This is a genomic window from Acinetobacter indicus CIP 110367 (assembly GCF_000488255.1).
Lineage (GTDB): Bacteria > Pseudomonadota > Gammaproteobacteria > Pseudomonadales > Moraxellaceae > Acinetobacter > Acinetobacter indicus.
The window spans coordinates 78,886-102,878 of sequence record NZ_KI530745.1; the positions used below are offsets into that span (position 1 = coordinate 78,886).

The window sequence follows — 23,993 nt, forward strand, 5'->3', positions numbered from 1 at the left end:
CGAAATACTATTGTAACTCCAAAATAGAAATGTCCGGTTTCTCCAAAGTAAAAATGTCCGCTTTTAGAATATGCACTTTTGCAATTTCGTTAGCGGACGGTTTGATATGTTGGTGTCTATGTCGGATAAAGAACTTAAACGATTGTCGGTCTTGCAGGAAATCTGCGATCAACGCATAACTCAATCCCAGGCTGCTCAGCTACTTCATATTTCAGAACGTCAGATCAGACGCTTACTGCAGAAATACAAAGCTCAAGGTCCCGCTGCATTAGCCCATGCCGGTCGTGGCCAAATCAGCAATTCCAAACTTCCTGAAGAACTCAGACTCAAGTGCCTCAATATTGTTTCTGATCAACTCCATGGTTTCGGACCCACTTTAGCGCATGAAAAGCTCACCACCGTACATGGATTCGATCTTTCAGTAGAAACCCTGCGTTCCTGGATGATTGCAGCTGACTTATGGATTCCTCGATCCAAGCGCCTAAAACGCCCGTATCAGCCTCGTTACAACCGGGATTGCTTTGGTGAACTGATCCAAATTGATGGCTCATATCATGACTGGTTTGAAGGACGCGCTGCTAAATGCTGTCTGCTGGTGTTTATCGATGATGCTACAGGAAAATTGCAGCATTTACGCTTCTGTGAATCAGAATCAGCCTTTGATTATATGATTTCAACACGCTTGTATGTTGAGCAGCATGGTAAGCCGTTGGCATTTTACAGCGACAAACATTCAGTCTTCAGGGTGAATCAAAGCAGCAAGAAAGACACCAAGATTACCCAGTTTGGACGCGTACTCAGTACCCTGAATATCGATATCATCTTCGCCAATTCACCACAGGCCAAAGGCCGTGTGGAACGTGCCAACAGAACCCTTCAGGACCGTCTGATCAAGGAGATGCGTCTGGAAGGTATCAGCTCGATTGAGCAAGCTAATGCCTGGCTACCCTGCTTCATTGAGCAGTTCAATCAGAAGTTCGCCAAGATGGCTTTTAATCCTAAGGATCTACATCGGCCTATCACTGAAACAGCCGAAGAATTAGATGATATTTTTACTTGGCGTGAACCCCGCAGAGTCACGAATAGCCTGACGATTACTTATGATAAATGCGTATATCTCCTGGAAAACACCGAAGAAAATCAAAGGTTGATCGGTAAGTATCTTGAGTTCCTGGAATACCCGGATGGTACTGTAGCCCTCATGCATGATGGCCGAAAGATCAATTACAGCCTCTTCGATAAATTAAGTCAGCTGAATCAGCGAGAGATTGTTGAGAATAAACGGTTGGGTGCTGTTCTGAATCATATCCAACAACAGCATGAAGAACTGGAACAACAAAACAAACGCAATCGTTCTCAAAAGATGCCAAGCAGACGTGCACAGAAAATAGCAATCAAAGAACGAAATCTAAATCCTGTGCTTGACTTGGAATTGTCCATATAGGACATTTCTATTTGGTTATTAGGTAGGACATTTCTACTTAGGAATAACAACTATTTTTTATTCCATATAAATCATAGTTTTATCGTATGGTAAAAAGCTCAGGTACGGATACTTGGGCTTTTTAAATAATTTATCATGTTCCACGCTTATTATTTAACCACTGTTCCACGCTTTTAATGAGGCAAACTGAACAAAAGAATCTTACTTGCCCAAAATCATCTGTAACACAAACTTGGAACCAATAAAGCCAAGCGCTAGCAAGAAGAAGCCAATAATGGTAAAGCGAATGGCTTTTTGGCCACGCCAGCCAAATTTATAACGACCCAACAGCAGCGCGCCATAGATAAACCAGGAAATAATACTAAAGGCAGTTTTATGCGCTAAGTGCTGAGCAAAGAAGTTATCAATGGTTAGGAAACCAAAACCCAATGCCAGCGTCAGCAGGATAAAGCCGGCAATCAGCATATCAAACAGCAGCTCTTCCATGGCCTGAAACGGCGGCAGCAAATTCACCCAAATCCGGCGTTTCTGTTTGTTTTTCAGCTCCCGGTTCTGAAACCAGAGCAAGACCGCATGAATGGTGGCCATCAGCAAGACCGCATAGGCCGATAACGACAGTAGGATATGAATATCCAGACCTAAAGAATTGTTTTCGACAAACAGGTTTAAACCGCTAAAGGAATGCCCCAGAATCAGGCCGGTTGCGGCCACTGGAATCCCAATCAGGTTTAGCGCAATCACCGGCCGGTAAGTACTAAACAGCACACTTAATAACAGCATTAAGCCTGAGGTAAAGGACATCAGGTTAAACACGTTATAGTTAATGCCCATCGGCAGCAGCATGTCGTTATACAGCACAGCGGCGTGCAAACATAAACCCAAGCCCAGCACAATACCAATAAACCAATGGTTTGGAGCACGCTTGGACATTAAATGCATAAATAAATACCAGAACGAAGTGGTATAAGCGATTAATGCCAGAATCGTGTAAACCAAGGGGAGACTGCTCATGTCAAACCTTTTTCAGGATGATGAATATTCATTTATATAAATTCGATGCGAACTACAGTATCCTATAGCATCTTATGCATAAATTTTCTATTTTAAGAAACATTTTTTTGCTGATGGCTATTTTAAGCGGATTTTGCAATGTTTGATACCTTAACAGAACGACTCACGCAGAGTTTAAGAAATGTTACTGGCTCAGGGCAGCTAACCGAAGACAATATTAAAGATACGTTACGTGAAGTACGTATGGCACTTCTTGAAGCCGATGTGGCGTTACCTGTAACTCGTGAATTCATCGCGAAAGTTAAGGAAGAGGCATTAGGTCAGGAAGTGATGACACAGTTATCACCGGGTCAGGCATTCGTTAAAATCGTTTATGACGAATTAACCAAAATGATGGGCGAGGCCAACGAGAGTCTTGACCTTGCAGCAAAACCACCAGTGGTGGTGCTTCTGGCCGGTTTGCAGGGTGCGGGTAAAACCACCACGGCAGCCAAGCTGGCACGTTTCTTACAGGAACGTCAAAAGAAAAAAGTGGCGATGGTGTCTGCCGACGTTTATCGTCCAGCGGCAATTAAACAGCTGCAAACAGTGGCCGGGGATGTCGGTGCGATTTTCCTGGAATCGAATGCCAATGAACGCCCGATTGATATTGCCAATCGTGCCATTGAGCAGGCAAAAATCCAGTTTGCCGATGTGTTAATTGTCGATACCGCCGGTCGTCTGCATGTCGATGATGACATGATGGACGAAATTAAAGCGCTGCATGCAGCGATTAACCCGACTGAAACCCTGTTCGTGGTTGATGCCATGACCGGTCAGGATGCGGCCAATACTGCCAAAGCCTTTAATGATGCCTTGCCATTAACCGGTGTCATTCTCACCAAAACGGATGGTGATGCGCGTGGTGGTGCGGCGCTGTCGGTGCGTGCCATTACTGGCAAGCCAATCAAATTCCTGGGGATGGGTGAAAAACTCGATGCCCTCGAGCCATTCCATCCGGAACGTGTGGCACAGCGTATTCTGGGCATGGGTGATGTGCTTTCTCTGGTCGAAGAAGTTGAACGCAAAATCGACAAAGAAAAAGCCGAAAAAATGGCGAAAAAACTGCAAAAAGGCGGCAGCTTCAACTTTGAAGACATGCTGATGCAGTTTGAGCAAATGAATAAAATGGGCGGTATGATGGGCTTCTTGGACAAGCTGCCGGGCATGAGTAACTCTGGTATTCAGGATGCGATTGCACAGGCGAACCCTGAGAAGCAGGTGAAAAAGATGGAAGCCATCATCCAGTCGATGACCGTCAAAGAACGCCGTAATCCGGACCTGATGAACCCAAGCCGTAAAAAACGTATTGCGGCCGGTTGTGGTATGGAAGTGTCTGAGGTCAATAAACTGATTAAACAGCATGCGCAAATGGCCAAAATGATGAAGAAATTTGCCAATCCATCGGGTATGGCAAAAATGATGAAATCATTGGGCAATCTGCAAAAGCAGTTTGGCGGTGGCGGCGGTATGGGCCCGCTGTTCGGTGGTAAAGAACCGAAAAAATAAGGGATTCAAAACAACAAGGCGCCGGGTGCGCCTTTTTGTTGCTCTCCATTTTTAAGCTATTCAAGCGAGCGTGTTGCAGTGATCTTTAAGAAAACCCAACAGACGCTTACCCGAAAGCCGCGCTGTTTCGGGCACACTGATGTGCATCAGAAACGAACAGCGAGCACAACAATGGCACAAATTTATGTGGTACATGGTTATACCGCCAGTCCGGATGAAAACTGGTTTCCCTGGATTCAGGAATATGCCGACCAGCAAAAAGCCAGTCTGAAAGTGTTAAGACTCGATCCATCGCCAACGCCAACTCTGGAAGTGTGGAAGCGGCAAATGGATGAGCAGGTCGATGAGATTGACGAAAATACCATTTTCATTGCCCATAGTCTGGGCTGTATTGCCACTTTGCACTTTCTGACCAAGAAACTGAAAACCCAGAAAATTAAACAGGTGGTGCTGGTGGCCGGCTTTAATGGCCGTTTGGGCCGGCTGGACGAGGTCAATCCTTTTATTGATGCCTGTAAAATTGATTTTGACTTGCTAAAACGCCAGATTGCGCATCGGGTGGTGATTTACTCAGCTGGCGATGACCGGGTGCTGCCAAAATTTAGTCTGGAGCAGGCACGTAGCCTGGATGCCAAAGCCATTGAGGCACAGCATCAAGGACATTTTATTGACTCTCAAGGCTGTACCGAACTGGTGGAAGTCTGGCAGGCAATTCTGCCTCATATTATTGTGGAATAAGCGGTGTAGACTCATTTGCTGTGGAGTAATGCTGGATATAGCGCTGCAAACCTTTCAGCAATAAGTCCTGTTCGACTAAGGGCTGGTAATGCTGCAGGAATTTGGCAAACAGCGGCGCATCCCCCCCAGTCAGCACCAGTTGCCGCGGGGATTGCTGCATGACATATTCAATACTGCTGAGCAGTCCCAGTAAAATACCATGATGCACAGCATCCAAGGTATTGGTGCCGGGGCTTAGGTCATCAAAGGCCGCTTCTGGAATCCGGATGCCTTTGGTGTGCTGGATTAAAGAATCACGCTGCAAATATAGGTTGGGCAGAATATAACCTCCCAGATGCTGATGGCCTTGAGTCAGATCAATGGTCAGCGCGGTGCCGCAGCTAATCACACATAAATCTTTGTCGGCTTCAGCCACGGCCAGCACCTGCAACCAGCGGTCAATCCCCAGCTGCTGAATATCATAGCCGCAGCTCAGACCGGCATATTCGGCCTGTACCCGCGCAAAAATCACGGGAATATTCAGGAATTTTAAAATCTGCTGAATCCGTTCATTGTTTTTCTGGTCCTGTACCGAAGATACCCCGACATGGGTCAGGTTCAGGCTTTTAAAATGCTGGATCAGGCCCAGCAGTAAATCGGCCGGAGATTGCAGATGCAGTTCAGCGGCATGTTCTACAATCTGCTGATGTTCGGTAATCCAGTATTTGAGCCGGGTATTGCCAATATCTAACCATAAATTTTTCATGTGCTGCGCTCACTGTCCCGGCATCTGCGGGCGTAAACGGCCCTGATAAAACACTTCAACGCCAGAGGCAGTTTCAATCTGAATTGCGCCATCATCCTGAATGCCTAAAAACAACCCCTGGGCCACACCGCCATGATGTTCAAATTCTACCGGCTGTTGCTGAAAAGCGGCATGATGATTAAAACGTGAAGCCAGTTGATAGCTGTTATGGTTAAACCATTCTTGTGCCTGCTGAATGGCCAGATACAGCTCGGCAATCAGCTGAATCCGGGAAATATCATTTAGACCCAATTCGGCCAGAGAGGTGGCGTGCTGATCAATCTGCTCGGCCGGAATTGGCGCCAGATTAATCCCCACCCCGACAATGACCTGCTGGGTCGACAGGGGCTCAATCAGAATACCGCCCCATTTGCCTTGCGGGCTATATAAATCATTCGGCCATTTTACCTGCAGGTTCAGCTTGCGCAGGCTGGGCATCTGCAAAATATTTAAGGCAATTTCCAGGGCTAAACGGCCATCTACGGGTGTTCGTAAATTTAGCAATGTGCTTAAATAGACGTTTCCTTCTGGGGACACCCATTGCCGTTGGCGTTGTCCTCTGCCTTGTGTTTGTCGGGCGCTACAGACCAGAACGCTCTGTATTCCTTTTTGAGCAATCTCGCGTACATCATCATTGGTTGATGTAGTCACAGGTTTTAAAATGAGGACTTCAGGAAGCTGTCCGGCTTCGCTGAGCTGTTGTTGTAACTGTCGAGTCTCTACATCCATATGAATCTGAGAATAGTGGAATATAATTTATGGAGTTAATCATATATTTACTGATTGGCGCAATTGCCGGATTTGCTGCGGGTCTGTTCGGGGTGGGCGGTGGCTTAATTATTGTGCCAATTTTGTACATTGTATTTACCCAGCTGAATTATGATCCTAGCGTGATTATGCATATGGCGGTCGGGACTTCACTGGCGACCATTATCGTAACTTCCATCAGTTCGGTCACGGCGCACCATAAAAAAGGTGCGGTGATGTGGAATGTGTTTCGCAATTTGGCACCCGGCCTAATTCTGGGTGCATTTTTTGGTGCCGGGATTGCCGATTTAATGTCGGGGCAGGGCTTGCAGCTGGTAATCGGGTTCTTTGCGGTGTGGGTGGCCTATCGCATGTTCCGCGGTTCAAATACCCCGGTTGATCCTTCACGTCAGTTGCCTTCAACCGGTGCGCAAATGCTGGCCGGTGGCGGAATTGGGATTGCCTCGGCCATTTTCGGGATTGGCGGCGGCAGCTTAACCGTACCGTTCCTGAACCGTTGTGGTGTGGTGATGCAAAAAGCAGTTGCCACTTCTGCAGCCTGTGGCTTGCCGATTGCTATTGCCGGCGCTCTGGGTTTTGTCTGGTTTGGCCAGCAGTCTGAGGTGAGCGTGCCGAATACCTGGGGCTATGTACATTTATATGCCTTTATTGGCATTAGCGTGATGAGCTTTATGACCGCCAAGCTTGGCGCAAAAGTTGCACATATTTTGTCACCGGCCATGCTAAAAAAATGTTTTTCAGGTTTGTTGACCACCGTCGGTCTGTATTTTATTTACCAAGGCTTTAGCGCTTATTTTTAAGCGCTTGATGGTGTGGTTGAAAATTGGCTATAGCGACAGAAAATTGTCGGACAATGTCATGGAAATTTGGTCGCTAAGCCAGTAAAAAAGACAATAAGAAAGACCCGCTGCAACTGCGCGCATGGTATAAAAATAACACAGGAACAGTATGCAACAACAAGAAACAGACAGTCTATCTGAACAGATTGCAAAACATATCGGCGAGCAGATTATTAGTGGCGAGCTGGTAGAGGGCGAGCGCATTCAGGAACTGCGTATTGCCAAAGAGCTGGATGTCAGTCGCGGTTCGGTGCGTGAGGCACTGCTGCTGTTGGAACGCACCCATCTGATTGAAATTTTTCCGCGGCGCGGCGCGATTGTGTCGGAAATGTCGGCCCAGCAGGTGCGTGCCCTGTTTGATACCTGCAGCCTGCTGCTGGGGCAGATTGTACAGCGCATTGCAGAAACCTGGCGCCATCATGAAATTGAACAGCTGCAAAAGCTGATGGAGCAGATTGAGGCCGAATACCGGCAGGGCCATACCGAAAAATTTTATGACCTGATTTTCCAGACCCTGGCCCGGCAGCAGGATATGGTGGCCAATCTGTACCTGATGAAATTCTATCAAGAGTTGCTGCCGTCGTTACGGCGCAGCTATTTTTTAACCCTGAATACGTCACGTCGGGAGTTACAGGAATCGTTTGATCTATTTAAACTGGTAATTGATGCAATTTTAATCCGAAAATCACAACAAGCCTCTTTATTTATGGATGATTTTTGTCGACACTTGCGCAATCTGGTGTTGGAATCTCTGACCCGTATGAAACAAATTGAACTGGCCTGGGCACGCCGCTCACGCCGTTGATCGGGACATTATGCGTTTAAGCAGCTTAAAACTTTCCGGCTTTAAATCTTTTGCCGATAGTACCACCTTACATTTTAAAGCCAACCGGACGGCCGTGGTCGGCCCCAATGGCTGTGGCAAGTCCAATGTGATTGATGCCATTCGCTGGGTCATGGGTGAATCCAGCGCGCGTCAGCTGCGTGGCGGCAGCATGCAGGATGTGATTTTTACCGGAACCGCCAAGCGTAAACCGGTGGGCATGGCCAGTGTCGAACTGCGCTTTGACAATACCTATGGCAAGCTGGGTGGCGCGTATAACGCCTATACCGAACTGGCGGTGCGTCGTCAGGTCAACCGCGATGGCAAGTCAGAATATTTTTTAAATGGCACCAAATGCCGGCGCCGTGATATTACCGATATTTTCCTTGGCACCGGTCTGGGGCCACGCTCCTATGCCATTATCGAACAGGGCATGATTAACCGTCTGGTCGATGCCAAACCGGAAGAGATGCGGGTATTTATTGAAGAAGCGGCCGGGGTATCGCGTTATCAGGCCCGTCGCCGTGAAACCATGCTGCATCTGGACCATACCAGCCAGAATTTATCGCGGCTGGAAGATATTGCTAGTGAACTGAAAGGCCAGCTCAAAACCCTAAAACGCCAGTCGGAAACTGCGCTGCAGTACAAGACTTTAGAAAGCCAGATTCGCAGCATCAAAATTGAAATTTTATCGTTCCAGTGCGAGCAGAGCAGCCGTTTGCAGCAGGAATATACTGTGCAGATGACCGAACTGGGCGAACAGTTCAAGCTGACCCGTTCCGAGCTAAGCACGCTGGAACATGATTTGGGCAATACCAGTGAGCTGTTCCAGCGTCTGATTCAGCAATCGACACCATTACAGAATGAATGGCAGCAGGCTGAAAAGAAACTGGCTGAGCTGAAAATGACCCTGGAGCAGAAACAGTCGCTGGTCCAGCAAAACAGCAGTACGCTGGCTCAGTTGCAGGAACAGAAAGCCCAGACCAAAGAACGTCTGCAGCTGATTGATCTGCAGCTAGAAACAGTACTCAGCCAGCAGGAACAGTATACCGAGCAGCTGCAACAGGCCGAGCAAAGCACGCAAGAGCAGGCACAGGCTGTGCAGCAGCTCAAAGCCCAGCAGCAACAGGTGCAGCAGCAGTTTGAGCAGATTAAGGCGCAGGTGGAAAAACAGCAGCAGCAAAAACTGCAAATGCTGGCCCAGAGCGAACAGTTGCTAAAAAATATCAGCCGGATTGAACAGCAAAAAGACACCTTGCAGCAGCAGAGCAGCTCGCTGCAAAGTCAGGCCCAGCAAGATGAAATCGAACAGCTGAACCAGGACAAAGCTCAGTTAAGCCAGCAGCTGGCCGAACTGGAGCAGCAGATTCAGGCGCAACAGCAGCAGCTGCAACAGGCACACAGCCTGCTGAATCAGCATAAAAATAGCAGTACTGAACTGAAATCGGAAATTCAGGTGCTCCAGGCCGAGCAGAAAAACCTGAATCAGCTACTGATTAAAAACAGCCCCAAACAGCAGTTACAGCACACCGCCTTAATGCAGGTGCTAACCCTGAACGATGCTGCCAAACCGCATGCGGCATTAATTGAGAAGTTTCTGGCCAAATGGCTGAATGCGCAGATGCTCGAGGCAGATGACAACTTTCAGGACAGTCTGGCGCGTCAGTTAAAACCTGCTGCCCAGCACGCACCGATTCAGCTGGCAAATTTAAGCTGTCTGGCGGACTGGATTGAATCGCCATCTTCTTCTTTATGGCAACAGGTGGCACTGGCTGATGATTTGGCACAGGCATTGCAATTACAGCCAAAGTTACAGGCCGGGCAGAGCATTCTAACTCTAGATGGCTATCAGGTCGGGCCGGACTGGGTAATTGGTTTACTGTTTGATGAAGCCTCACTATCGGCGCAGGGGGCTTTAAGCCATCGCATCCGTCTGGAAGAGATTGATGGGCTACTGAGCCAGAAACAGGCCGAGTTGCAACAGGCCGAACAGGACTTTAACATCAGCCAACAGCAGTGCCAGCAGCTGCAGCAACAGCTTACTGAACAACATACGCAGTTGAAACAGCAGCAGCAGGCATTGCAGGCACTGGATCTGCAGATTGCCAAAATCCAGAGCGCCGCGCAGGCCTTTGCCGTGCAGAAGCAGCAATTACAGCATCAGCTGCAGCAACTGGAGGAGCAGCTGGAAGAAGATGCCATGCAAAAAGATGATCTGGAAATTGATCTGCATGCGCTGAGTCTCAAGTTGGAACAGGCGCTGCCAAACTATAAAACCCTGCAATTCCAGCTGGAAGAATTAACGGCACAACTGGAGCAGGCGCAGCAGCTATATCAGCAACAGCAACAGGAACTGGAACTGTTAAGACGCCAGTCGGTGCAGGCCACACAGCAGCTGGAACTGCTGGAAAAAGATGGTGGTTTTTTAAAGACCCAGCATCAGCAGATTGCAGCACAAATGGAGCAGGCGAAAAAGTTTGTCGATCCGGTGCAGCTGGAATTGCCGGCACTAGCCAGCCAGTTTGCCGAGCAGCAGCAGCAGACGGAAAAACTGCAACAGACCTGGAATGAATGGCAGCTGGAACTGAACCAGATTCAGAGCAAACAGCAGCAGCTGACCGAGCAGCGCCATCAACAGCAGCAGCAGGATGAAAAACTGCGTAGCCAGCTGGAAGAAAAACGTCTGGCTTGGCAAGCGGCCAAATCTGACTTGCAGCATTATTCCGAACAGCTGAAAGCCTTAAACAGCGAGCTGATTCCGGGGCTGAACATTGATGTAACGGCCCATCAGCAGCAGCTAGAAAAAGCCCAGGCGCAGTTTGATAAATTGGGTGCGGTGAATCTGGCGGCTTCAGAAGAATATGAAGAAGTTTCAGCCCGTTATGCCGAACTGAGCCATCAGATTGAAGATCTGGAAAAAACCGTGGCCCAGTTACAGGCGGCCATGAAAAGTATTGATCAGGAAACGCGCAAGCTGTTTATGACCACCTTTGACCAGATTAATACCGAACTGCAGGCGCTGTTTCCCAAAGTGTTTAATGGTGGTGAAGCCAGTTTAAGTCTTGAAGATGACTGGCAATCGGGTGTAAAACTAATGGCAAGACCACCGGGTAAACGCAACAGCTCACTGGCGCTGCTGTCGGGTGGAGAAAAAGCACTGACCGCACTGGCACTGGTCTTTGCCATTTTCCGTTTAAATCCGGCACCGTTTTGTGTGCTGGATGAAGTCGATGCACCGCTGGATGATGCCAATGTCGGACGTTTCTGTAACCTGGTCCAGGAACTGTCCGAACAGGTGCAATTTATATATATCACACATAACAAGCTGGCAATGACGATGGCAACCGATTTATTAGGTGTTACTATGCCTGAACCGGGAACATCAAAATTAGTCAGCGTAAATCTAGAAGATGCTACAGAATACGGTCTAGTCGCGGAGGCATAACATGGAAATCACCACAATCATTGGGATTATTATCGCGCTCATTATTATGGGTTTCGGTTTAAGAATGATCCTGAAAAAACCGGCCGATGCAGCACCTTCGCTGGACTCCGAGCTGCAGGTCAATGCCGATAGCCAGCAGCCGATCATTCCGCGTCATGTCCGTCATCAGTTGCAGACTGAACCGGCCCAGCGCGTAGAACCGACGTTAGGCGATGCCGATCTTGCTGCCGTCGAGCCAAACAGCAAAATTGAGCCACAGGCCATGACCGAAACGCAGCTGACTGAGCCGAACGAAACAGCGCAGGCGAAAACTGAAGCGCAGGCCGTAGCATCTGTAGATGCTGAACCTGCAGCTAAAAATGAGGTAGAAGCAAAGGCAGAAAATCTGGCAGAACAGGCTTCTACCGAAACCACCCAGACTGATGCATCTACTACCGCTGCCGTGACTGCTGTAGCTCATGCTGCTGCATCTGTGCCTGAATCGGCATCGACTGAACAGACTCAAGCTGGGGTAGATACCGAAAAAACGGAAACTGTGCCAGCTGAATTTAGCCTCAACAGCCAGATTGAAAAAGCCGATATTCGTGAATTTGAAGAAGAAAGCAGTATTCTGGATGCGCATCTGCATGAACAGCAACTGGTAGATGATGAAAGCGCTTTGGCCACTGCAGAATCATTTATTGCCCTGAATATTTTCCCGGAACGCCGGATTTTATCGGGGGAGAAAACCCTTAAAGTGCTGCTTAAATATGGTCTGCGCTTTGGTGAAATGTCCTGCTTCCACCGTTATAACGAAGATGGTTCCAAACTGCTGTTCTCAGTGCTGCAAATTACCGACAACGGCGCCGACGGTTTTGATCTGGAAACCCTGTCGAATGAACAGGTCAAAGGTCTGGCCTTTTTCCTGGCCCTGCCACATAGCGATGTGCAAAATGCCTTTGATACCATGATCAGCATTTCCGGTCTGATTGCCCGTGAAATTGATGGCACCGTGTATGACCAGAACCATCTGGAATTAACCCCGCAATTACGCGAACACTGGCGTCATCAGGCGATTGATTATCGCGCAGGTCAGGCTTCGCTGGCATAACTGAATTGAAACCACAGCCTCCGGTTTCTATAATACGGCCAAGCGACAAAATTTTTTAAGGGCGGGATCACCGCCCTTTTTTATGGTGAACGTATGACTCAACATGCAGATGTGGTGGCGCAAATGCGCCAATTGATCCAGATTTTAGCCCAGCATAATCATGCCTATTATGTCTTGGATCAGCCTGTTATTGCAGACAGTGAGTATGATCAGCTGTTTCATCAACTTAAAGCCTTAGAACAACAATATCCCGATCTGATTCAGGCCGATACCCCAACCAATAAAGTCGGTGGACAGCCTTTAAGCAAATTTGAAAGCGTCACCCATGCGGTACCAATGCTGTCTCTGGGCAACGTATTTAACCAGGATGAACTGTTTGCCTTTGCCCGCCGCGCCGAAGAGCGTTTACCCAACCAGACCATTCAATATGATGTCGAGCTGAAATTTGATGGGCTGGCGATTTCCTTGTGGTATGCCAATGGCGTGCTGGTGCGCGGCGTGACCCGCGGCGATGGCGAAACCGGTGAAGATATTACTCACAATGTTAAAACCATTCGCAACCTGCCGAAAATCTTATCTTCAGCGGAGTACAGCATTCCGGAGTTTCTGGAAGTACGCGGTGAAGTGCTGATGCCCAAATCGGGTTTTGAAAAACTCAATGCTGCTAATCTAGCCAAAGGTGAAAAGACCTTTGCCAATCCGCGTAATGCTGCGGCCGGCAGCTTGCGCCAGCTGGATCCGAAAATTGCGGCCTCACGTCCACTGGCGTTTTATGCCTATGGCATTGCCCAGTGCGTGCCGCATCATGGCCTGAACACCATGTCCGAAAGCCTGGACTGGTTACATCAGCTTGGTTTTGCTGTGGGTGAGCGTCATTTTGTTTGTGACAGCATTCAGGCCGTGCAAGAAGTCTATGAGCAGATCAATCAGGAACGCTCGCAGCTGAGTGTTGAAATTGACGGCCTGGTAATTAAAGTCAATGACCTGAAACAGCAGCAGCAGCTTGGCTTTTTAAGCCGCGAACCGCGTTGGGCCACTGCTTATAAATTCCCGGCAGTCGCCGCGCTGACTACAGTTGAAAATATTCACTGGCAGGTGGGCCGTACCGGTACTTTGACCCCGGTGGCACGCCTGAATCCGGTGGCAGTGGGTGGGGTGACGGTATCTAATGTCACCTTGCACAATATTGGTGAAATCCATCGTCTAGATGTGCGGATTGGCGATACGGTTAGTGTCTATCGCAGTGGTGATGTGATTCCAAAAGTTGAAAAAGTCTGGCCGGAATTTCGTCCGGCGGAGGCTGAAACCGTACAGCTACCTGCCTGCTGTCCGGTGTGTGATTCGCCGGTGGTGATGCCGGAAGGCGAAGCGTTGGCACGCTGTTCCGGTGGTCTGTACTGTGCAGCGCAGCGGATTGAGGCCATCCGTCACTTTGTTTCGCGTAAGGCCATGGATATTGAGGGTCTGGGTGATCGCTGGGTAGAATCATTACTGCATCTGAATCTGCTCAAGGATGTTTCGGACATTTACCATCTGCATGAACATCGTGAGGCCTTGCTCAAGATTGAAAAAATGGGCGAGAAGTCGGTACAAAACCTGCTCGATGCAATTGAACGCAGTAAAAAAACCACGCTGGGCGCCTTTATTTATGCCTTGGGGATTCGAGGTGTCGGCGAAACCACCGCGCGGATGCTGGCCAATACCTTCCAGACGCTGGATGCCTTACGTGTTGCCAATCTGGAGGCGCTCAAGAAAACCCCGGATGTCGGCGATATTACCGCAGAATGGATTCTGGACTTTTTCCAGGCACCGCATAACCTGGAAGTGCTGGACCGTTTACTGGCGGCCGGTATTCACTGGGATGCACCGCTGGCGCCGACCCGTCAGCCGTTAAATGGTGAAAGCTGGGTCATTACCGGTACTTTAAGCAAAATGGGCCGTGATGAAGCCACTCAAATGCTACAGGCGCTCGGCGCCCGGGTAAGTGGCAGTGTCTCCAGTAAAACCAAGTGTCTGGTGGCGGGTGAAAAAGCCGGTTCCAAACTGGAGAAGGCGGAGAAACTTGGTATTCCGGTCATGAATGAAGATCAGTTCCTGAGCCTGATGGCTGAATATGGCCAGACCCAGGGCTAACAGAACAACAGGCAACCGCTCTCTAGATTGAGCGGTTGCTGCCTGAATCTGGTGATAGATCAAAACAGAGAAAGCACAGCAGTAAAATCGTAAAAACCGCAGAAATAAGAACCGTTTTTGATAGTTACAAAATTCTAAATTTGCCGCTTTGTATGTTTGGGCTGATGAAAAATCAGACAAATGTGCGCAAGCAATTCTTTTTTATGTGGAAAAGTTTGAATCCAGAACTGTAAATGCACATGCTTCTCATTTTAATTATATAAAAATCATATATTTACACAAATTATCTTTTGCAACTTGGCTTGGCTTTCGCCATAATGAGCGTATTCGTAAGGGAGTAATGAAAATGCGTGGCAATCCAGAAGTCGTAGACTATTTAAATATGTTGATCGGTGGCGAACTGGCTGCTCGTGATCAATACCTGATTCACTCGCGTATGTATGAAGATTGGGGCCTGAGCAAGATTTATGAACGCATCGACCATGAGATGCAGGAAGAATCACAACATGCCGATGCCTTGATTCGCCGGGTTCTGTTCCTTGAAGGCACTCCGAATATGCAACGTGATGATATTGACGTTGGTACCGACGTACTATCCTGCTTAAAAGCCGATTTAAAGCTAGAGTATGAGGTACGTGAAAAACTGGCCCAAGGTGTTAAGCTGGCAGAAGACAAGGGCGATTACATCACCCGTGACATGCTGCGTCAGCAAATGTCAGATACCGAAGAAGACCATACTTACTGGCTGGAAAAACAGTTGCGTTTAATTGAACTCATTGGTTTGCAGAACTACATTCAATCGCAAATGTAAGCCCAACCCAACATTGACCCGGCACTGGCCGGGTTTTTTATGGTCGAGATTTGGCGATTTTGATGCAGTGCAGGCGTCGCTATTTTTACTATACTGCGACTAGATGGAAACAAGGACAGCACAATGCAGCAGCGTATACTTTTGATCACCGGATGGGGCGGAGGAACCGGCCTGTTACAGCCTGTACAACATAGCCTAATGCAACACGGCATTCAGGTCGATGTCCTGAACATTTTTAATGCGGCGGATCCGGTACAGTTCCAGCAGCAGCTGGAACGGGCCAAAGGCTATAGCGTGCTGATGGGCTGGTCTCTGGGTGGGCAGCTGGCAACCTTACTGGCCGATGCACTGGCGCAATCCGGACAGGCGCCGCAAGCGCTCATTACTTTGGCTTCGAATCCGTGTTTTGTTGCGCAAGACGCGTGGCCCCACGGGATGGTTCCCGAGACTTTTCAGCAGTTTAAACAGGGCTTTGCCAAAGATGCGGCCGCGACCTTAAAACGTTTTGGTTATCTGGTCTGTCAGGGTAGTGCCCAGAGCCGGCAGGATTTACAGAAATTACAAAGTTTAATCCAGCCGCAATCTCTAACCTTGTTAAAACAGGGATTAGCTTTGCTGGAACAGCTTAATCTGGTGACCATCTTAAAAAATTATCCGGCTCCACAATATCATTTGCTGGCACATGAAGATCAGCTGGTTCCTTGCCAAGTTGCAGAAGATTTACAGAATTTAGCTGCAACAAATCTTCAGGTGGAAGTGATTTCTGGCTCGCATGGCATCCCGTTGTTTGAAACAGATGTGGTTACACAGAAAATTATTGACTATTTAAAGCAACTCTCCTGACCCTTCAGCGGAAATGATAATTCCCGCAATTTCTTTTTCTGTGTGGCGGGAGTAAGATCGAGCTCATGCAGATTTTAAACCAGACAGGGAGTCCGGGATGACCGATTTATTTGACCAGCAACATCTTTGGCATCCTTATACTTCCATGACCCAGCCGCTGCCGACCTTCAAGGTAAAGCGGGCTTATGGTGCGACCATTGAACTCGCAGATGGCCGCTGTCTGATTGATGGCATGTCATCGTGGTGGTGTGCTATTCATGGCTATAACCATCCTGAACTGAATCAGGCTGTGACCGACCAGTTACAGCAGATGTCACATATCATGTTTGGCGGTCTGACCCATGATCCGGCCATTGAGCTGGGCAAATTACTGCTGCAAATTACTCCACCGAGTCTGGATAAGATTTTCTATGCCGATTCCGGTTCAGTGGCGGTTGAAGTCGCGTTAAAAATGGCGGTGCAGTACTGGACTGCGCAAGGCCAGCCACAAAAAACCAATTTTATTACTCCGCGTTCCGGCTACCATGGCGATACCTGGAATGCGATGTCGGTCTGCGATCCGGTCACTGGCATGCATCAGATTTTTGGTTCAAGTCTGCCGAATCGCTTATTTGTACAGGCACCACAAACCCGCTTTGATGAAGACTGGAACCCGGACGATATTGCCGATCTGGAACAGGCTTTGGCCCAGCATCAGCATACACTGGCCGCACTGATTCTAGAGCCGATTGTACAGGGCGCGGGCGGTATGCGCTTTTATCATCCTGAATATTTGCGTCAGGCCAAGCGTTTATGCGAGCAGTATGGTCTGCTGCTGATTTTTGATGAAATTGCCACCGGCTTTGGTCGTACCGGCAAGTTATTTGCTTGGGAACATGCCGGAGTGGAGCCGGATATCATGTGTATTGGCAAAGGACTGACGGGTGGTTATATGACCCTGTCGGCAACTTTAACCAGCAAGCAGGTGGCAGACACCATCAGTCAGGGGGAAGCTGGCGTGTTTATGCATGGCCCGACTTTTATGGCCAATCCGCTGGCTTGTGCGGTGGCACTGAAAAGTACTCAAGTCTTGCTGGCACAGGACTGGCAGGCCAAGATTCAGCAGATTGAACAGCAATTGAAACAGGCTTTAACGCCACTGGCTCAGCTGAGCCATGTACAGGATGTGCGGGTGCTGGGCGCAATTGGGGTGGTTGAACTGACTACGCCAGTCGATATGCAAAGCCTGCAGCAGCAGTTTGTACAGCGGGGCATTTGGGTGAGGCCATTTGGCAAACTGGTTTATGTGATGCCGCCGTATGTGATTTCAGCAGATGAACTGCACTACTTGCTGACCCAGTTGACCGAGGTGGTTCGCCAGATGCAGGAGAATGCCGCATGAGTTTGCTCGACCATTATGCCCAGCAGCTGGAACAGTTAAAACGCACTGCCAATTTGCGCCAGTTTCAGTCCAATCTGCAACATGGCCGCATGATTCAGATTCACGGGCAGCGCATGCTGAATCTGTCCAGTAATGATTATCTGGGGCTGGCCAGCGATGTCAGCTTGCGTGAAGAATTTTTTGATTTAACTCCTGTCACCGAGCGCCGTATGAGCGCCTCATCGTCGCGTTTGCTGACCGGGAACTTCCCGGAATATGAGCAGCTGGAAACGAGTCTGAGTCAGGCCTTTGGCCGAGCCGCCTTGCTGTTTAACAGTGGCTACCATATGAATATCGGGATTTTACCGGCACTGGCCGACAGTAAAACCCTGATTCTGGCTGACAAGCTGGTCCATGCCAGCATGATTGATGGTATCCGTTTATCTTCTGCCAAGGCGGTGCGCTACCGGCATAATGATCTGGCGCATCTGGCCCGGCTGCTGGAACAGTATCATGATGATGCGCAAATTGAACGGATTATAGTCGTGACCGAATCCATTTTTAGTATGGATGGTGATGAAACCGATCTGGCGGCACTGGTGCAGTTAAAGCAGCGTTATCCGAAAGTGATGCTGTATGTTGATGAAGCACATGCTATTGGTGTGCGTGGAGAGCAGGGACTGGGCTGTGCGGAGCAGTATGCGGTGCTGGAGCAGGTTGATTTTCTGGTGGGGACTTTTGGCAAGACCTTGGCATCAGTCGGTGGATATCTGATTAGCCATCCGCTAATCCGTGACTATTTAATTAACCACATGCGCCCGCTGATTTTCAGTACCGCGCAGCCGCCGCTGAATATGGCCTGGACCCGGTTTATGTTCCAGAAGATGTTGCAGATGCAAGCCCAGCGCCAGCATTTACAGCAGATCAGCCAGGAATTAAAAGTGCAGGTTGAAGCCAAAGGCTATGCCTGTCCATCGACCTCGCAGATTGTGCCGGTAATTCTGGGCGAATCGGAAAAAGCCGTACAAAAGGCACAGCAGCTACAGCAGGCTGGGTTTTATATCATGCCGGTACGTCCGCCGACCGTACCGCAAAACAGTTCACGGCTGCGGATTTGCCTGACCGCGCAGATTCAGTCCAGTGAGCTGGCGCAATGCGTGGCGCTGTTATGATGGACAAGTCAGCGATGTCTGTAAATAAATCACAAGTGGCACGGCGTTTTGCCCAGGCGCATCACAGCTATTTGCAGCATGCGGTGATTCAGCAGCAGATTTGCCAGCAACTGGTTCGGCTGATGCAGTCACATCTAACCAGTCGAAAACTGGGACGGGTGTTTGAAATTGGCTGTGGTACGGGGGCTTTAACCCGTGCGCTGGAGCAGCACTTTCAGGTGCAGCAGTTGCTGCTCAATGACCTGTATCCGGAAGTCCAGCAGCAACTGTTTTCTACTTCCCGAACCGAATGGTGGATTGGCGATGCCGAGCAGATCGCTTTTCCAGAACAGCTGGATATGCTGATCTCGAGTTCAGCCTTGCAATGGATGCAGAATCTGCAGCAGCTGTTTGCCAAAATCGCCCATGCTTTAAAGCCTTCGGGTTATTTATGTTTTTCTAGTTTTGGTCCGGACAATCTCAAGGAAATTAAAGCCCTGACCGGGCAGGGGCTGGATTATTTCAGCCTGCCGGAACTGCGCCGCTGTCTGGAGTCACAAGGCTTCGAAATTGTGTATTTGTCTGAAACTGTCAAAACCCTGGCTTTTGAACATCCTCGCCAGGTGTTGCAGCATTTAAAAGCCACCGGGGTCACGGGTACCGCTTCCGGGCACCGCTGGACCAAACACAGTTTGCAGCAGTTTTATCAGGCCTATCGGCAGTTTTCCCGGCTGAATGTGGCCGGCCAGCAGGAATATCTGCTCAGTTACCATCCGATTTATTGTATTGCACGGAGCACAGGCTAATGGCACAGATCTATTTTGTCAGTGGAATTGATACCGGAATTGGCAAAACCTATACCACCGGTTATCTGGCTAAGGTCTGGAGTGCTGAAGGACAGCGAACCATCACCCAAAAGCTGATTCAGACTGGCAATACTGATATTTCGGAAGATATCCAGCAACATCGGGAGATGATGGGCTGTGGCTGGTTGCCTGAAGATGACAGCAAACTGACCATGCCCGAAATTTTCACTTATCCGGCATCGCCGCATCTGGCCACCAAAATTGATGGCCGTGAGATTGATTTCAATAACATCCGCCAGGCGACAGAGCAACTTGCAGCGCGTTTTGATGTGGTACTACTGGAAGGCGCTGGTGGCCTGATGGTGCCGCTCACCACGGAAATGTTAACGATTGATTATATTGCCGAGCAGCACTATCCGGTGATTCTGGTCAGTTCAGGACGTCTGGGTAGCATTAACCATACCTTATTAAGTCTGGAAGCGTTGATGGCGCGAGGGCTGTCGCTGTATGCGCTGGCCTATAACCTGAAAGATGAATCACAAGATCCGCTGATTTCTAAAGATACCGCTGAGTATTTAAAAACCTATTTGGCTCGGCATTTTCCAGAGGCAAAATGGATTGAGATTCCAGTTTTGGATTAAAACTGTGATAAAAAAAGCCACTCAATTGAGTGGCTTTTTGCTAGGCAGCTTAAAACTTTCTAAAGCTTTTGTTGCCAAATGGTTTGCGTGGCGCATGTTCATCACGCTCTTGACGGCCAAAGCTGTTGCCATTTGGGTTATCACGGCGGGCAAAGTGTGTGCCATTCTGGTTTTCACGACGTTCACGATTGCCAAAGTTATCATCACGCGGGCCGCGGGTTGAAGATGTTGGCGCTGCTTCATTGTCACGGCGCTGCTGACGCAAGAAACCACCGCGACGCGCTGCCATCGGTTTTTCCTGCATACGTTCATTACGGCGTTTAGCCATACCGTACAGACCGGTTCCCTGACGTGGTTTCAGCTCAACCGCTTTGGTCAGGTTGTCGATGTCATTCTTGTCCAGCTCCATCCAGCGGCCAGTACGCAGTTCACGTGGCAGAATCACGGTACCATAACGGGTACGTAGCAGGCGGCTAACTTTTAAGCCCTGAGATTCGAAAATACGACGTACTTCGCGGTTACGACCTTCTTTTACCACCACCTGATACCAGCGGTTGATACCATCACCACCAATTTCAGAGAAGGATTCAAACTTGGCCGGGCCATCATCCAGTACCACACCACGCAGCATGTTGTTACGGATTTGTGGCGTGACTTCACCCATTACACGGACCGCATATTCACGCTCAATTTCATTGGATGGATGCATCAGGCGGTTTGCCAGTTCGCCATCATTGGTGAACAGTAACAGACCGGTCGAGTTGATATCCAGACGGCCGACCATGACCCAGCGATCATTGGCGATTGATGGTAAATGATCAAATACGGTCGGGCGTTGTTCCGGATCGTTACGTGAACAGATTTCACCTTCCGGTTTGTAGTAAATCAGCACACGGCGACGGATTTCATCTTCAATCTGGAAGCTGACCTTACGACCATCGATACGAAGCTCATCGCCTGGTTCAATACGCTCACCCACCTGGGCCACTTGGCCATTGACACTTACACGACCAGCGGCAATGACTTCTTCCATATAACGGCGAGAACCCAAACCAACGCGTGCCAGTACCTTTTGCAATTTTTCACTCATGACAGCATAACCTTAGAAATTATCATCAACAGTTCACCTATTCACGATCTCGGTGCCTGGGCATCGAGGTGCATGAAAGCTTCCTTGGCATCCTGCAGGGGAGGCAATTGACCGACAGAGGTCAGGCCAAATGCATTTAAAAATTGTGGCGTTGTGACTAACAACGCGGGTCTTCCAGGGAGTTCCCGGAAACCGGATTCCTTAATCCAGTTCCAGTCAAACAACGTTCTGAGAATCTGACTGTTGTTTGATACTCCGCGAATCTGTTCAATATCTGCTCGGGTCACCGGTTGATGGTAAGCAATCACAGCCAGTGTTTCGAGTAAAGACGGGGATAAACGGGTTGGTCGTTCCGGCCAGGCCTGTGCAATCAGGGTACGATATTTGGCCCGTACCTGAAAACGGAAACCTTGCGCAGTTTCAACCAGTTCAATAGACCGGCCATGTTGCAGCATGGCCAGTTGTTGTAAAAAGACTTTTAATTCTGCCTTACTATAGCGTGCCTGAAATGCTTCTCTCAGACGTGCCAGCGATACCGGTGCATCACTGGCAAAAATAATGGCTTCTAGCTGCATCAGCACTTCATGATGCTGTTCATCACTGGACATGTTAAGGGTTTGCTCTGACATTAGGCCTGTGCTCCCTGAATGGCCAGCGGTGCTTCGACACCACTGGCAACAATTGCCACTTTTTGCTGACGGGTCAGTTCCAGAATCGCCATAAAGGTCACGACCATGCCCATACGGCCCTGGCTCGGCTTGAGCAGCTCGGCAAACGCTAGCACTTCACCGCTTTGCAGCTTTGCTTCAATATAGGCAATCCGTTCTTCCAGTAACACCGGTTCCTGCTGAATCTGGTGAATCACCGGTTCAGGGCGGTTAAATACACAAAATAGCGCATCACGTAACAAGCTGGCCTCATGACCCTCATTACTATACGCCACTTGGCCCAGACTGACATGGGTATTAAAGGTATCACGCTCTAACACCGGCATTTGCCCCAGACGTTCAGCCGCCTGTTTAATGCGTAAATAATTTTCCAGCCGGTCAATCAGTTCCTGCTTTGGATCTTTTTCCAGCTCGCTGATGGCTTTGGGTTTCGGCAGCAGCAAACGCGATTTTAAATCGGCCAGCAGGGCAGCCATCACCATATAATCTGCGGTCAGCTCAATATTCAGGGATTTCATCGCATCCATATAAGCCAAATACTGAGAGGCAATCGGTGCGATATCAACCTGTAGCAGGTCAAAGCCGTTTTTTTGAATCAGGTAAATCAGAAAGTCGAGCGGGCCTTCGAAATGCTCTAACAGGATTTCAAATGCTGCAGGAGGAATATATAAATCCTCAGGAATCGTCTCTTGCCACTCATCCAAAACGCGGATGTGCGGGACTTGGTCCATAGCAGGATGCACAGATTGATTCATTACAGTTTTAGGCCACGCGAATTTTCAAAGGCATGAAAAGAGCTTTACATTCGATCTCACATCGAAAAGAAAGCATGGAGTTAATTGCGCGTAGTTTAATGGAAATTGACTATGAAATAAATTACCCAAATGACTAAAAGCGAAAAAAAGCAAAAGTAGATGGCAATTCTGCAGCGAAAAAGCAGGAAAAATCACGTTCAATACAGTAGAAGACAGGGCCTGAAAGCGCATATAGATGAGGGTTTTAGCAAGAAAAACTCACCTTAGATCAAACACGTGATAAAGCGGATTGCTCAAGCTGTTCCAGCAGTTGCTGACACATTTCACGGCTGCACAGGTTCTGGTGGCCTAATCTTAAGGACAGGATATAGGCCTCTTCAACACTCGACAGCAGATGATATGCCTGTTGTTCGATAGAGAACACGACAGCCGGGTTGGGTATTGCATCCAGCAGCAGAGCCTCAGCTTCCAGAGACCAGGGTTGGGTCGCATAGATTAGCTGGCTTTTGGGAAACTCGCGAAGGTTGAGCAACAGATAAAATAAATCCATACCTTTTCCTCCTGAGATGGCGCTGAGCGCTGTTATTCAAACGCACTCACATCACCAATACCACGACGGATAATTTCCGGCTGATCACCAGATAAATCGACAATACTGGTGGTGGTTAAAGTCCCCAGGCCACTATCAATAAATACATCAATACGTTTACCAAGCTGCATTTCAATATCATAAGGATCATCCAGCGGATCATCCTGCCCCGGTAAAATCAGGGTGGAGGTCAAGAGCGGTTCATCCAGCTCTTTCAGTAACATTTGGCAAACCGGATTGCTCGGAATACGCAGGCCAATGGTTTTCTTTTTTGGGTGCATCAGACGGCGCGGCACTTCACTGGTGGCCGGTAAAATAAAAGTGGTTACTGCCGGGGTATTGTTTTTTAGCAGGCGATACATGGCATTATCGACCTTGGCATAAGTGGCAATATCGGACAGGTCACAACATAAAATTGCATATTGATGTTTAGGGCCAAGACCACGAATTTGGGCAATCCGTTCCATGGCTGCTTTATTCCCAATCTGGCAGCCAATCGCATAGGCTGCATCGGTAGGATAGACCACCACATCGCCGGCACGAATCCGTTCTACTGCCTGACTAATTAAACGGGGCTGAGGATTTTCAGGATGAACTCTTAAATGCAGCATATTCTTTTCTCCTGATCTGATGATGATTCGCTTTTCAGACCATTG

The 23,993-nt window shown here is 48.8% G+C and carries 22 protein-coding genes; 14 read left to right on the forward strand and 8 right to left on the reverse strand.

What is annotated here, in order from left to right:
- Window positions 1–118 precede the first annotated feature (118 nt).
- Window positions 119–1,444, forward strand: coding sequence for an ISNCY family transposase (locus tag P253_RS00425; RefSeq protein WP_001280601.1), 1,326 nt, complete (start codon window positions 119–121; stop codon window positions 1,442–1,444).
- Window positions 1,445–1,645: 201 nt separating this feature from the next.
- On the opposite strand, the gene P253_RS00430 is transcribed toward P253_RS00425, so the two are convergent.
- Window positions 1,646–2,455, reverse strand: coding sequence for a cytochrome C assembly family protein (locus P253_RS00430; protein WP_016659852.1), 810 nt, complete (start codon window positions 2,453–2,455; stop codon window positions 1,646–1,648).
- Between the two features lie 138 nt (window positions 2,456–2,593).
- Here P253_RS00430 and ffh point away from each other — a divergent pair, with 138 nt between their 5' ends.
- On the forward strand, window positions 2,594–4,003 hold the full coding sequence (ffh, locus tag P253_RS00435; protein WP_016659853.1) for a signal recognition particle protein: 1,410 nt from the start codon (window positions 2,594–2,596) through the stop codon (window positions 4,001–4,003).
- 171 nt (window positions 4,004–4,174) lie between these two features.
- The gene (locus tag P253_RS00440; protein WP_016659854.1) at window positions 4,175–4,741 is read left to right on the forward strand and encodes an RBBP9/YdeN family alpha/beta hydrolase; all 567 of its coding nucleotides are present in this window, start codon (window positions 4,175–4,177) and stop codon (window positions 4,739–4,741) included.
- Here the strand turns inward: P253_RS00440 and P253_RS00445 are convergent.
- Together P253_RS00445 and P253_RS00450 are read right to left on the reverse strand one after the other, a co-directional pair.
- Window positions 4,728–5,486, reverse strand: coding sequence for a type III pantothenate kinase (locus P253_RS00445; RefSeq protein ID WP_016659855.1), 759 nt, complete (start codon window positions 5,484–5,486; stop codon window positions 4,728–4,730). The genes P253_RS00440 and P253_RS00445 overlap by 14 nt on opposite strands.
- A gap of 9 nt (window positions 5,487–5,495) precedes the next feature.
- Complete coding sequence (locus P253_RS00450) at window positions 5,496–6,254, reverse strand: biotin--[acetyl-CoA-carboxylase] ligase (RefSeq protein WP_016659856.1); 759 nt, start codon at window positions 6,252–6,254, stop codon at window positions 5,496–5,498.
- Window positions 6,255–6,283: 29 nt separating this feature from the next.
- Here P253_RS00450 and P253_RS00455 point away from each other — a divergent pair, with 29 nt between their 5' ends.
- From P253_RS00455 to bioD, 11 genes are all read left to right on the forward strand, one after another.
- Window positions 6,284–7,093 (forward strand): sulfite exporter TauE/SafE family protein, encoded by an 810-nt coding sequence (locus P253_RS00455; protein ID WP_005175920.1) that lies wholly within the window; start codon window positions 6,284–6,286, stop codon window positions 7,091–7,093.
- Between the two features lie 148 nt (window positions 7,094–7,241).
- Window positions 7,242–7,937, forward strand: a complete 696-nt coding sequence (locus P253_RS00460; RefSeq protein WP_016659857.1) for a GntR family transcriptional regulator — start codon at window positions 7,242–7,244, stop codon at window positions 7,935–7,937.
- A gap of 10 nt (window positions 7,938–7,947) precedes the next feature.
- Window positions 7,948–11,400 (forward strand): chromosome segregation protein SMC, encoded by a 3,453-nt coding sequence (gene smc / locus P253_RS00465; protein WP_016659858.1) that lies wholly within the window; start codon window positions 7,948–7,950, stop codon window positions 11,398–11,400.
- A gap of 1 nt (window position 11,401) precedes the next feature.
- Window positions 11,402–12,490, forward strand: coding sequence for a cell division protein ZipA C-terminal FtsZ-binding domain-containing protein (locus P253_RS00470; protein ID WP_016659859.1), 1,089 nt, complete (start codon window positions 11,402–11,404; stop codon window positions 12,488–12,490).
- A 93-nt stretch (window positions 12,491–12,583) separates the two neighbouring features.
- Window positions 12,584–14,623 (forward strand): NAD-dependent DNA ligase LigA, encoded by a 2,040-nt coding sequence (gene ligA, locus P253_RS00475; protein WP_016659860.1) that lies wholly within the window; start codon window positions 12,584–12,586, stop codon window positions 14,621–14,623.
- Between the two features lie 346 nt (window positions 14,624–14,969).
- The gene (gene ftn, locus P253_RS00480; protein ID WP_005175934.1) at window positions 14,970–15,434 is read left to right on the forward strand and encodes a heteropolymeric bacterioferritin subunit Ftn; all 465 of its coding nucleotides are present in this window, start codon (window positions 14,970–14,972) and stop codon (window positions 15,432–15,434) included.
- Between the two features lie 123 nt (window positions 15,435–15,557).
- Window positions 15,558–16,277, forward strand: a complete 720-nt coding sequence (locus P253_RS00485; protein ID WP_016659861.1) for an alpha/beta fold hydrolase — start codon at window positions 15,558–15,560, stop codon at window positions 16,275–16,277.
- A 97-nt stretch (window positions 16,278–16,374) separates the two neighbouring features.
- On the forward strand, window positions 16,375–17,658 hold the full coding sequence (bioA, locus tag P253_RS00490) for an adenosylmethionine--8-amino-7-oxononanoate transaminase (protein WP_016659862.1): 1,284 nt from the start codon (window positions 16,375–16,377) through the stop codon (window positions 17,656–17,658).
- Complete coding sequence (locus tag P253_RS00495; protein ID WP_016659863.1) at window positions 17,655–18,809, forward strand: 8-amino-7-oxononanoate synthase; 1,155 nt, start codon at window positions 17,655–17,657, stop codon at window positions 18,807–18,809. Before bioA ends, P253_RS00495 begins: the two co-directional genes overlap by 4 nt.
- Window positions 18,791–19,594: a malonyl-ACP O-methyltransferase BioC gene (gene bioC, locus P253_RS00500; RefSeq protein WP_016659864.1), complete on the forward strand. Its 804-nt coding sequence runs from the start codon at window positions 18,791–18,793 to the stop codon at window positions 19,592–19,594. Before P253_RS00495 ends, bioC begins: the two co-directional genes overlap by 19 nt.
- Complete coding sequence (gene bioD, locus P253_RS00505) at window positions 19,594–20,235, forward strand: dethiobiotin synthase (protein WP_016659865.1); 642 nt, start codon at window positions 19,594–19,596, stop codon at window positions 20,233–20,235. The genes bioC and bioD overlap by 1 nt, the downstream gene beginning before the upstream one ends.
- A 49-nt stretch (window positions 20,236–20,284) precedes the next feature.
- Here the strand turns inward: bioD and rluB are convergent, their stop codons facing one another.
- The 5 genes from rluB to P253_RS00530 form a co-directional block, all read right to left on the reverse strand.
- Window positions 20,285–21,325, reverse strand: a complete 1,041-nt coding sequence (gene rluB / locus P253_RS00510) for a 23S rRNA pseudouridine(2605) synthase RluB (RefSeq protein ID WP_005175954.1) — start codon at window positions 21,323–21,325, stop codon at window positions 20,285–20,287.
- Between the two features lie 41 nt (window positions 21,326–21,366).
- Window positions 21,367–21,933, reverse strand: coding sequence for an SMC-Scp complex subunit ScpB (gene scpB, locus P253_RS00515; RefSeq protein ID WP_370670886.1), 567 nt, complete (start codon window positions 21,931–21,933; stop codon window positions 21,367–21,369).
- A 20-nt stretch (window positions 21,934–21,953) separates the two neighbouring features.
- Window positions 21,954–22,748 carry a segregation and condensation protein A gene (locus P253_RS00520; protein ID WP_016659867.1) on the reverse strand — a complete coding sequence of 265 codons (795 nt, stop codon included), beginning with the start codon at window positions 22,746–22,748 and terminating at the stop codon, window positions 21,954–21,956.
- Window positions 22,749–23,016: 268 nt separating this feature from the next.
- Complete coding sequence (locus P253_RS00525) at window positions 23,017–23,298, reverse strand: hypothetical protein (RefSeq protein WP_016659868.1); 282 nt, start codon at window positions 23,296–23,298, stop codon at window positions 23,017–23,019.
- 32 nt (window positions 23,299–23,330) lie between these two features.
- The gene (locus P253_RS00530) at window positions 23,331–23,948 is read right to left on the reverse strand and encodes an L-threonylcarbamoyladenylate synthase (protein WP_016659869.1); all 618 of its coding nucleotides are present in this window, start codon (window positions 23,946–23,948) and stop codon (window positions 23,331–23,333) included.
- Window positions 23,949–23,993: the final 45 nt, after the last annotated feature.

Excerpts from the sequence above, each read along its gene's own strand:
- P253_RS00425 (WP_001280601.1), top strand. The coding sequence starts at position 119 with ATGTCGGATAAAGAACTTAAACGATTGTCGGTCTTGCAGGAAATCTGC.
- P253_RS00430 (WP_016659852.1), bottom strand. The coding sequence starts at position 2,455 with ATGAGCAGTCTCCCCTTGGTTTACACGATTCTGGCATTAATCGCTTAT.
- ffh (WP_016659853.1), top strand. The coding sequence starts at position 2,594 with ATGTTTGATACCTTAACAGAACGACTCACGCAGAGTTTAAGAAATGTT.
- P253_RS00440 (WP_016659854.1), top strand. The coding sequence starts at position 4,175 with ATGGCACAAATTTATGTGGTACATGGTTATACCGCCAGTCCGGATGAA.
- P253_RS00445 (WP_016659855.1), bottom strand. The coding sequence starts at position 5,486 with ATGAAAAATTTATGGTTAGATATTGGCAATACCCGGCTCAAATACTGG.
- P253_RS00450 (WP_016659856.1), bottom strand. The coding sequence starts at position 6,254 with ATGGATGTAGAGACTCGACAGTTACAACAACAGCTCAGCGAAGCCGGA.
- P253_RS00455 (WP_005175920.1), top strand. The coding sequence starts at position 6,284 with ATGGAGTTAATCATATATTTACTGATTGGCGCAATTGCCGGATTTGCT.
- P253_RS00460 (WP_016659857.1), top strand. The coding sequence starts at position 7,242 with ATGCAACAACAAGAAACAGACAGTCTATCTGAACAGATTGCAAAACAT.
- smc (WP_016659858.1), top strand. The coding sequence starts at position 7,948 with ATGCGTTTAAGCAGCTTAAAACTTTCCGGCTTTAAATCTTTTGCCGAT.
- P253_RS00470 (WP_016659859.1), top strand. The coding sequence starts at position 11,402 with ATGGAAATCACCACAATCATTGGGATTATTATCGCGCTCATTATTATG.
- ligA (WP_016659860.1), top strand. The coding sequence starts at position 12,584 with ATGACTCAACATGCAGATGTGGTGGCGCAAATGCGCCAATTGATCCAG.
- ftn (WP_005175934.1), top strand. The coding sequence starts at position 14,970 with ATGCGTGGCAATCCAGAAGTCGTAGACTATTTAAATATGTTGATCGGT.
- P253_RS00485 (WP_016659861.1), top strand. The coding sequence starts at position 15,558 with ATGCAGCAGCGTATACTTTTGATCACCGGATGGGGCGGAGGAACCGGC.
- bioA (WP_016659862.1), top strand. The coding sequence starts at position 16,375 with ATGACCGATTTATTTGACCAGCAACATCTTTGGCATCCTTATACTTCC.
- P253_RS00495 (WP_016659863.1), top strand. The coding sequence starts at position 17,655 with ATGAGTTTGCTCGACCATTATGCCCAGCAGCTGGAACAGTTAAAACGC.
- bioC (WP_016659864.1), top strand. The coding sequence starts at position 18,791 with ATGCGTGGCGCTGTTATGATGGACAAGTCAGCGATGTCTGTAAATAAA.
- bioD (WP_016659865.1), top strand. The coding sequence starts at position 19,594 with ATGGCACAGATCTATTTTGTCAGTGGAATTGATACCGGAATTGGCAAA.
- rluB (WP_005175954.1), bottom strand. The coding sequence starts at position 21,325 with ATGAGTGAAAAATTGCAAAAGGTACTGGCACGCGTTGGTTTGGGTTCT.
- scpB (WP_370670886.1), bottom strand. The coding sequence starts at position 21,933 with ATGTCCAGTGATGAACAGCATCATGAAGTGCTGATGCAGCTAGAAGCC.
- P253_RS00520 (WP_016659867.1), bottom strand. The coding sequence starts at position 22,748 with ATGAATCAATCTGTGCATCCTGCTATGGACCAAGTCCCGCACATCCGC.
- P253_RS00525 (WP_016659868.1), bottom strand. The coding sequence starts at position 23,298 with ATGGATTTATTTTATCTGTTGCTCAACCTTCGCGAGTTTCCCAAAAGC.
- P253_RS00530 (WP_016659869.1), bottom strand. The coding sequence starts at position 23,948 with ATGCTGCATTTAAGAGTTCATCCTGAAAATCCTCAGCCCCGTTTAATT.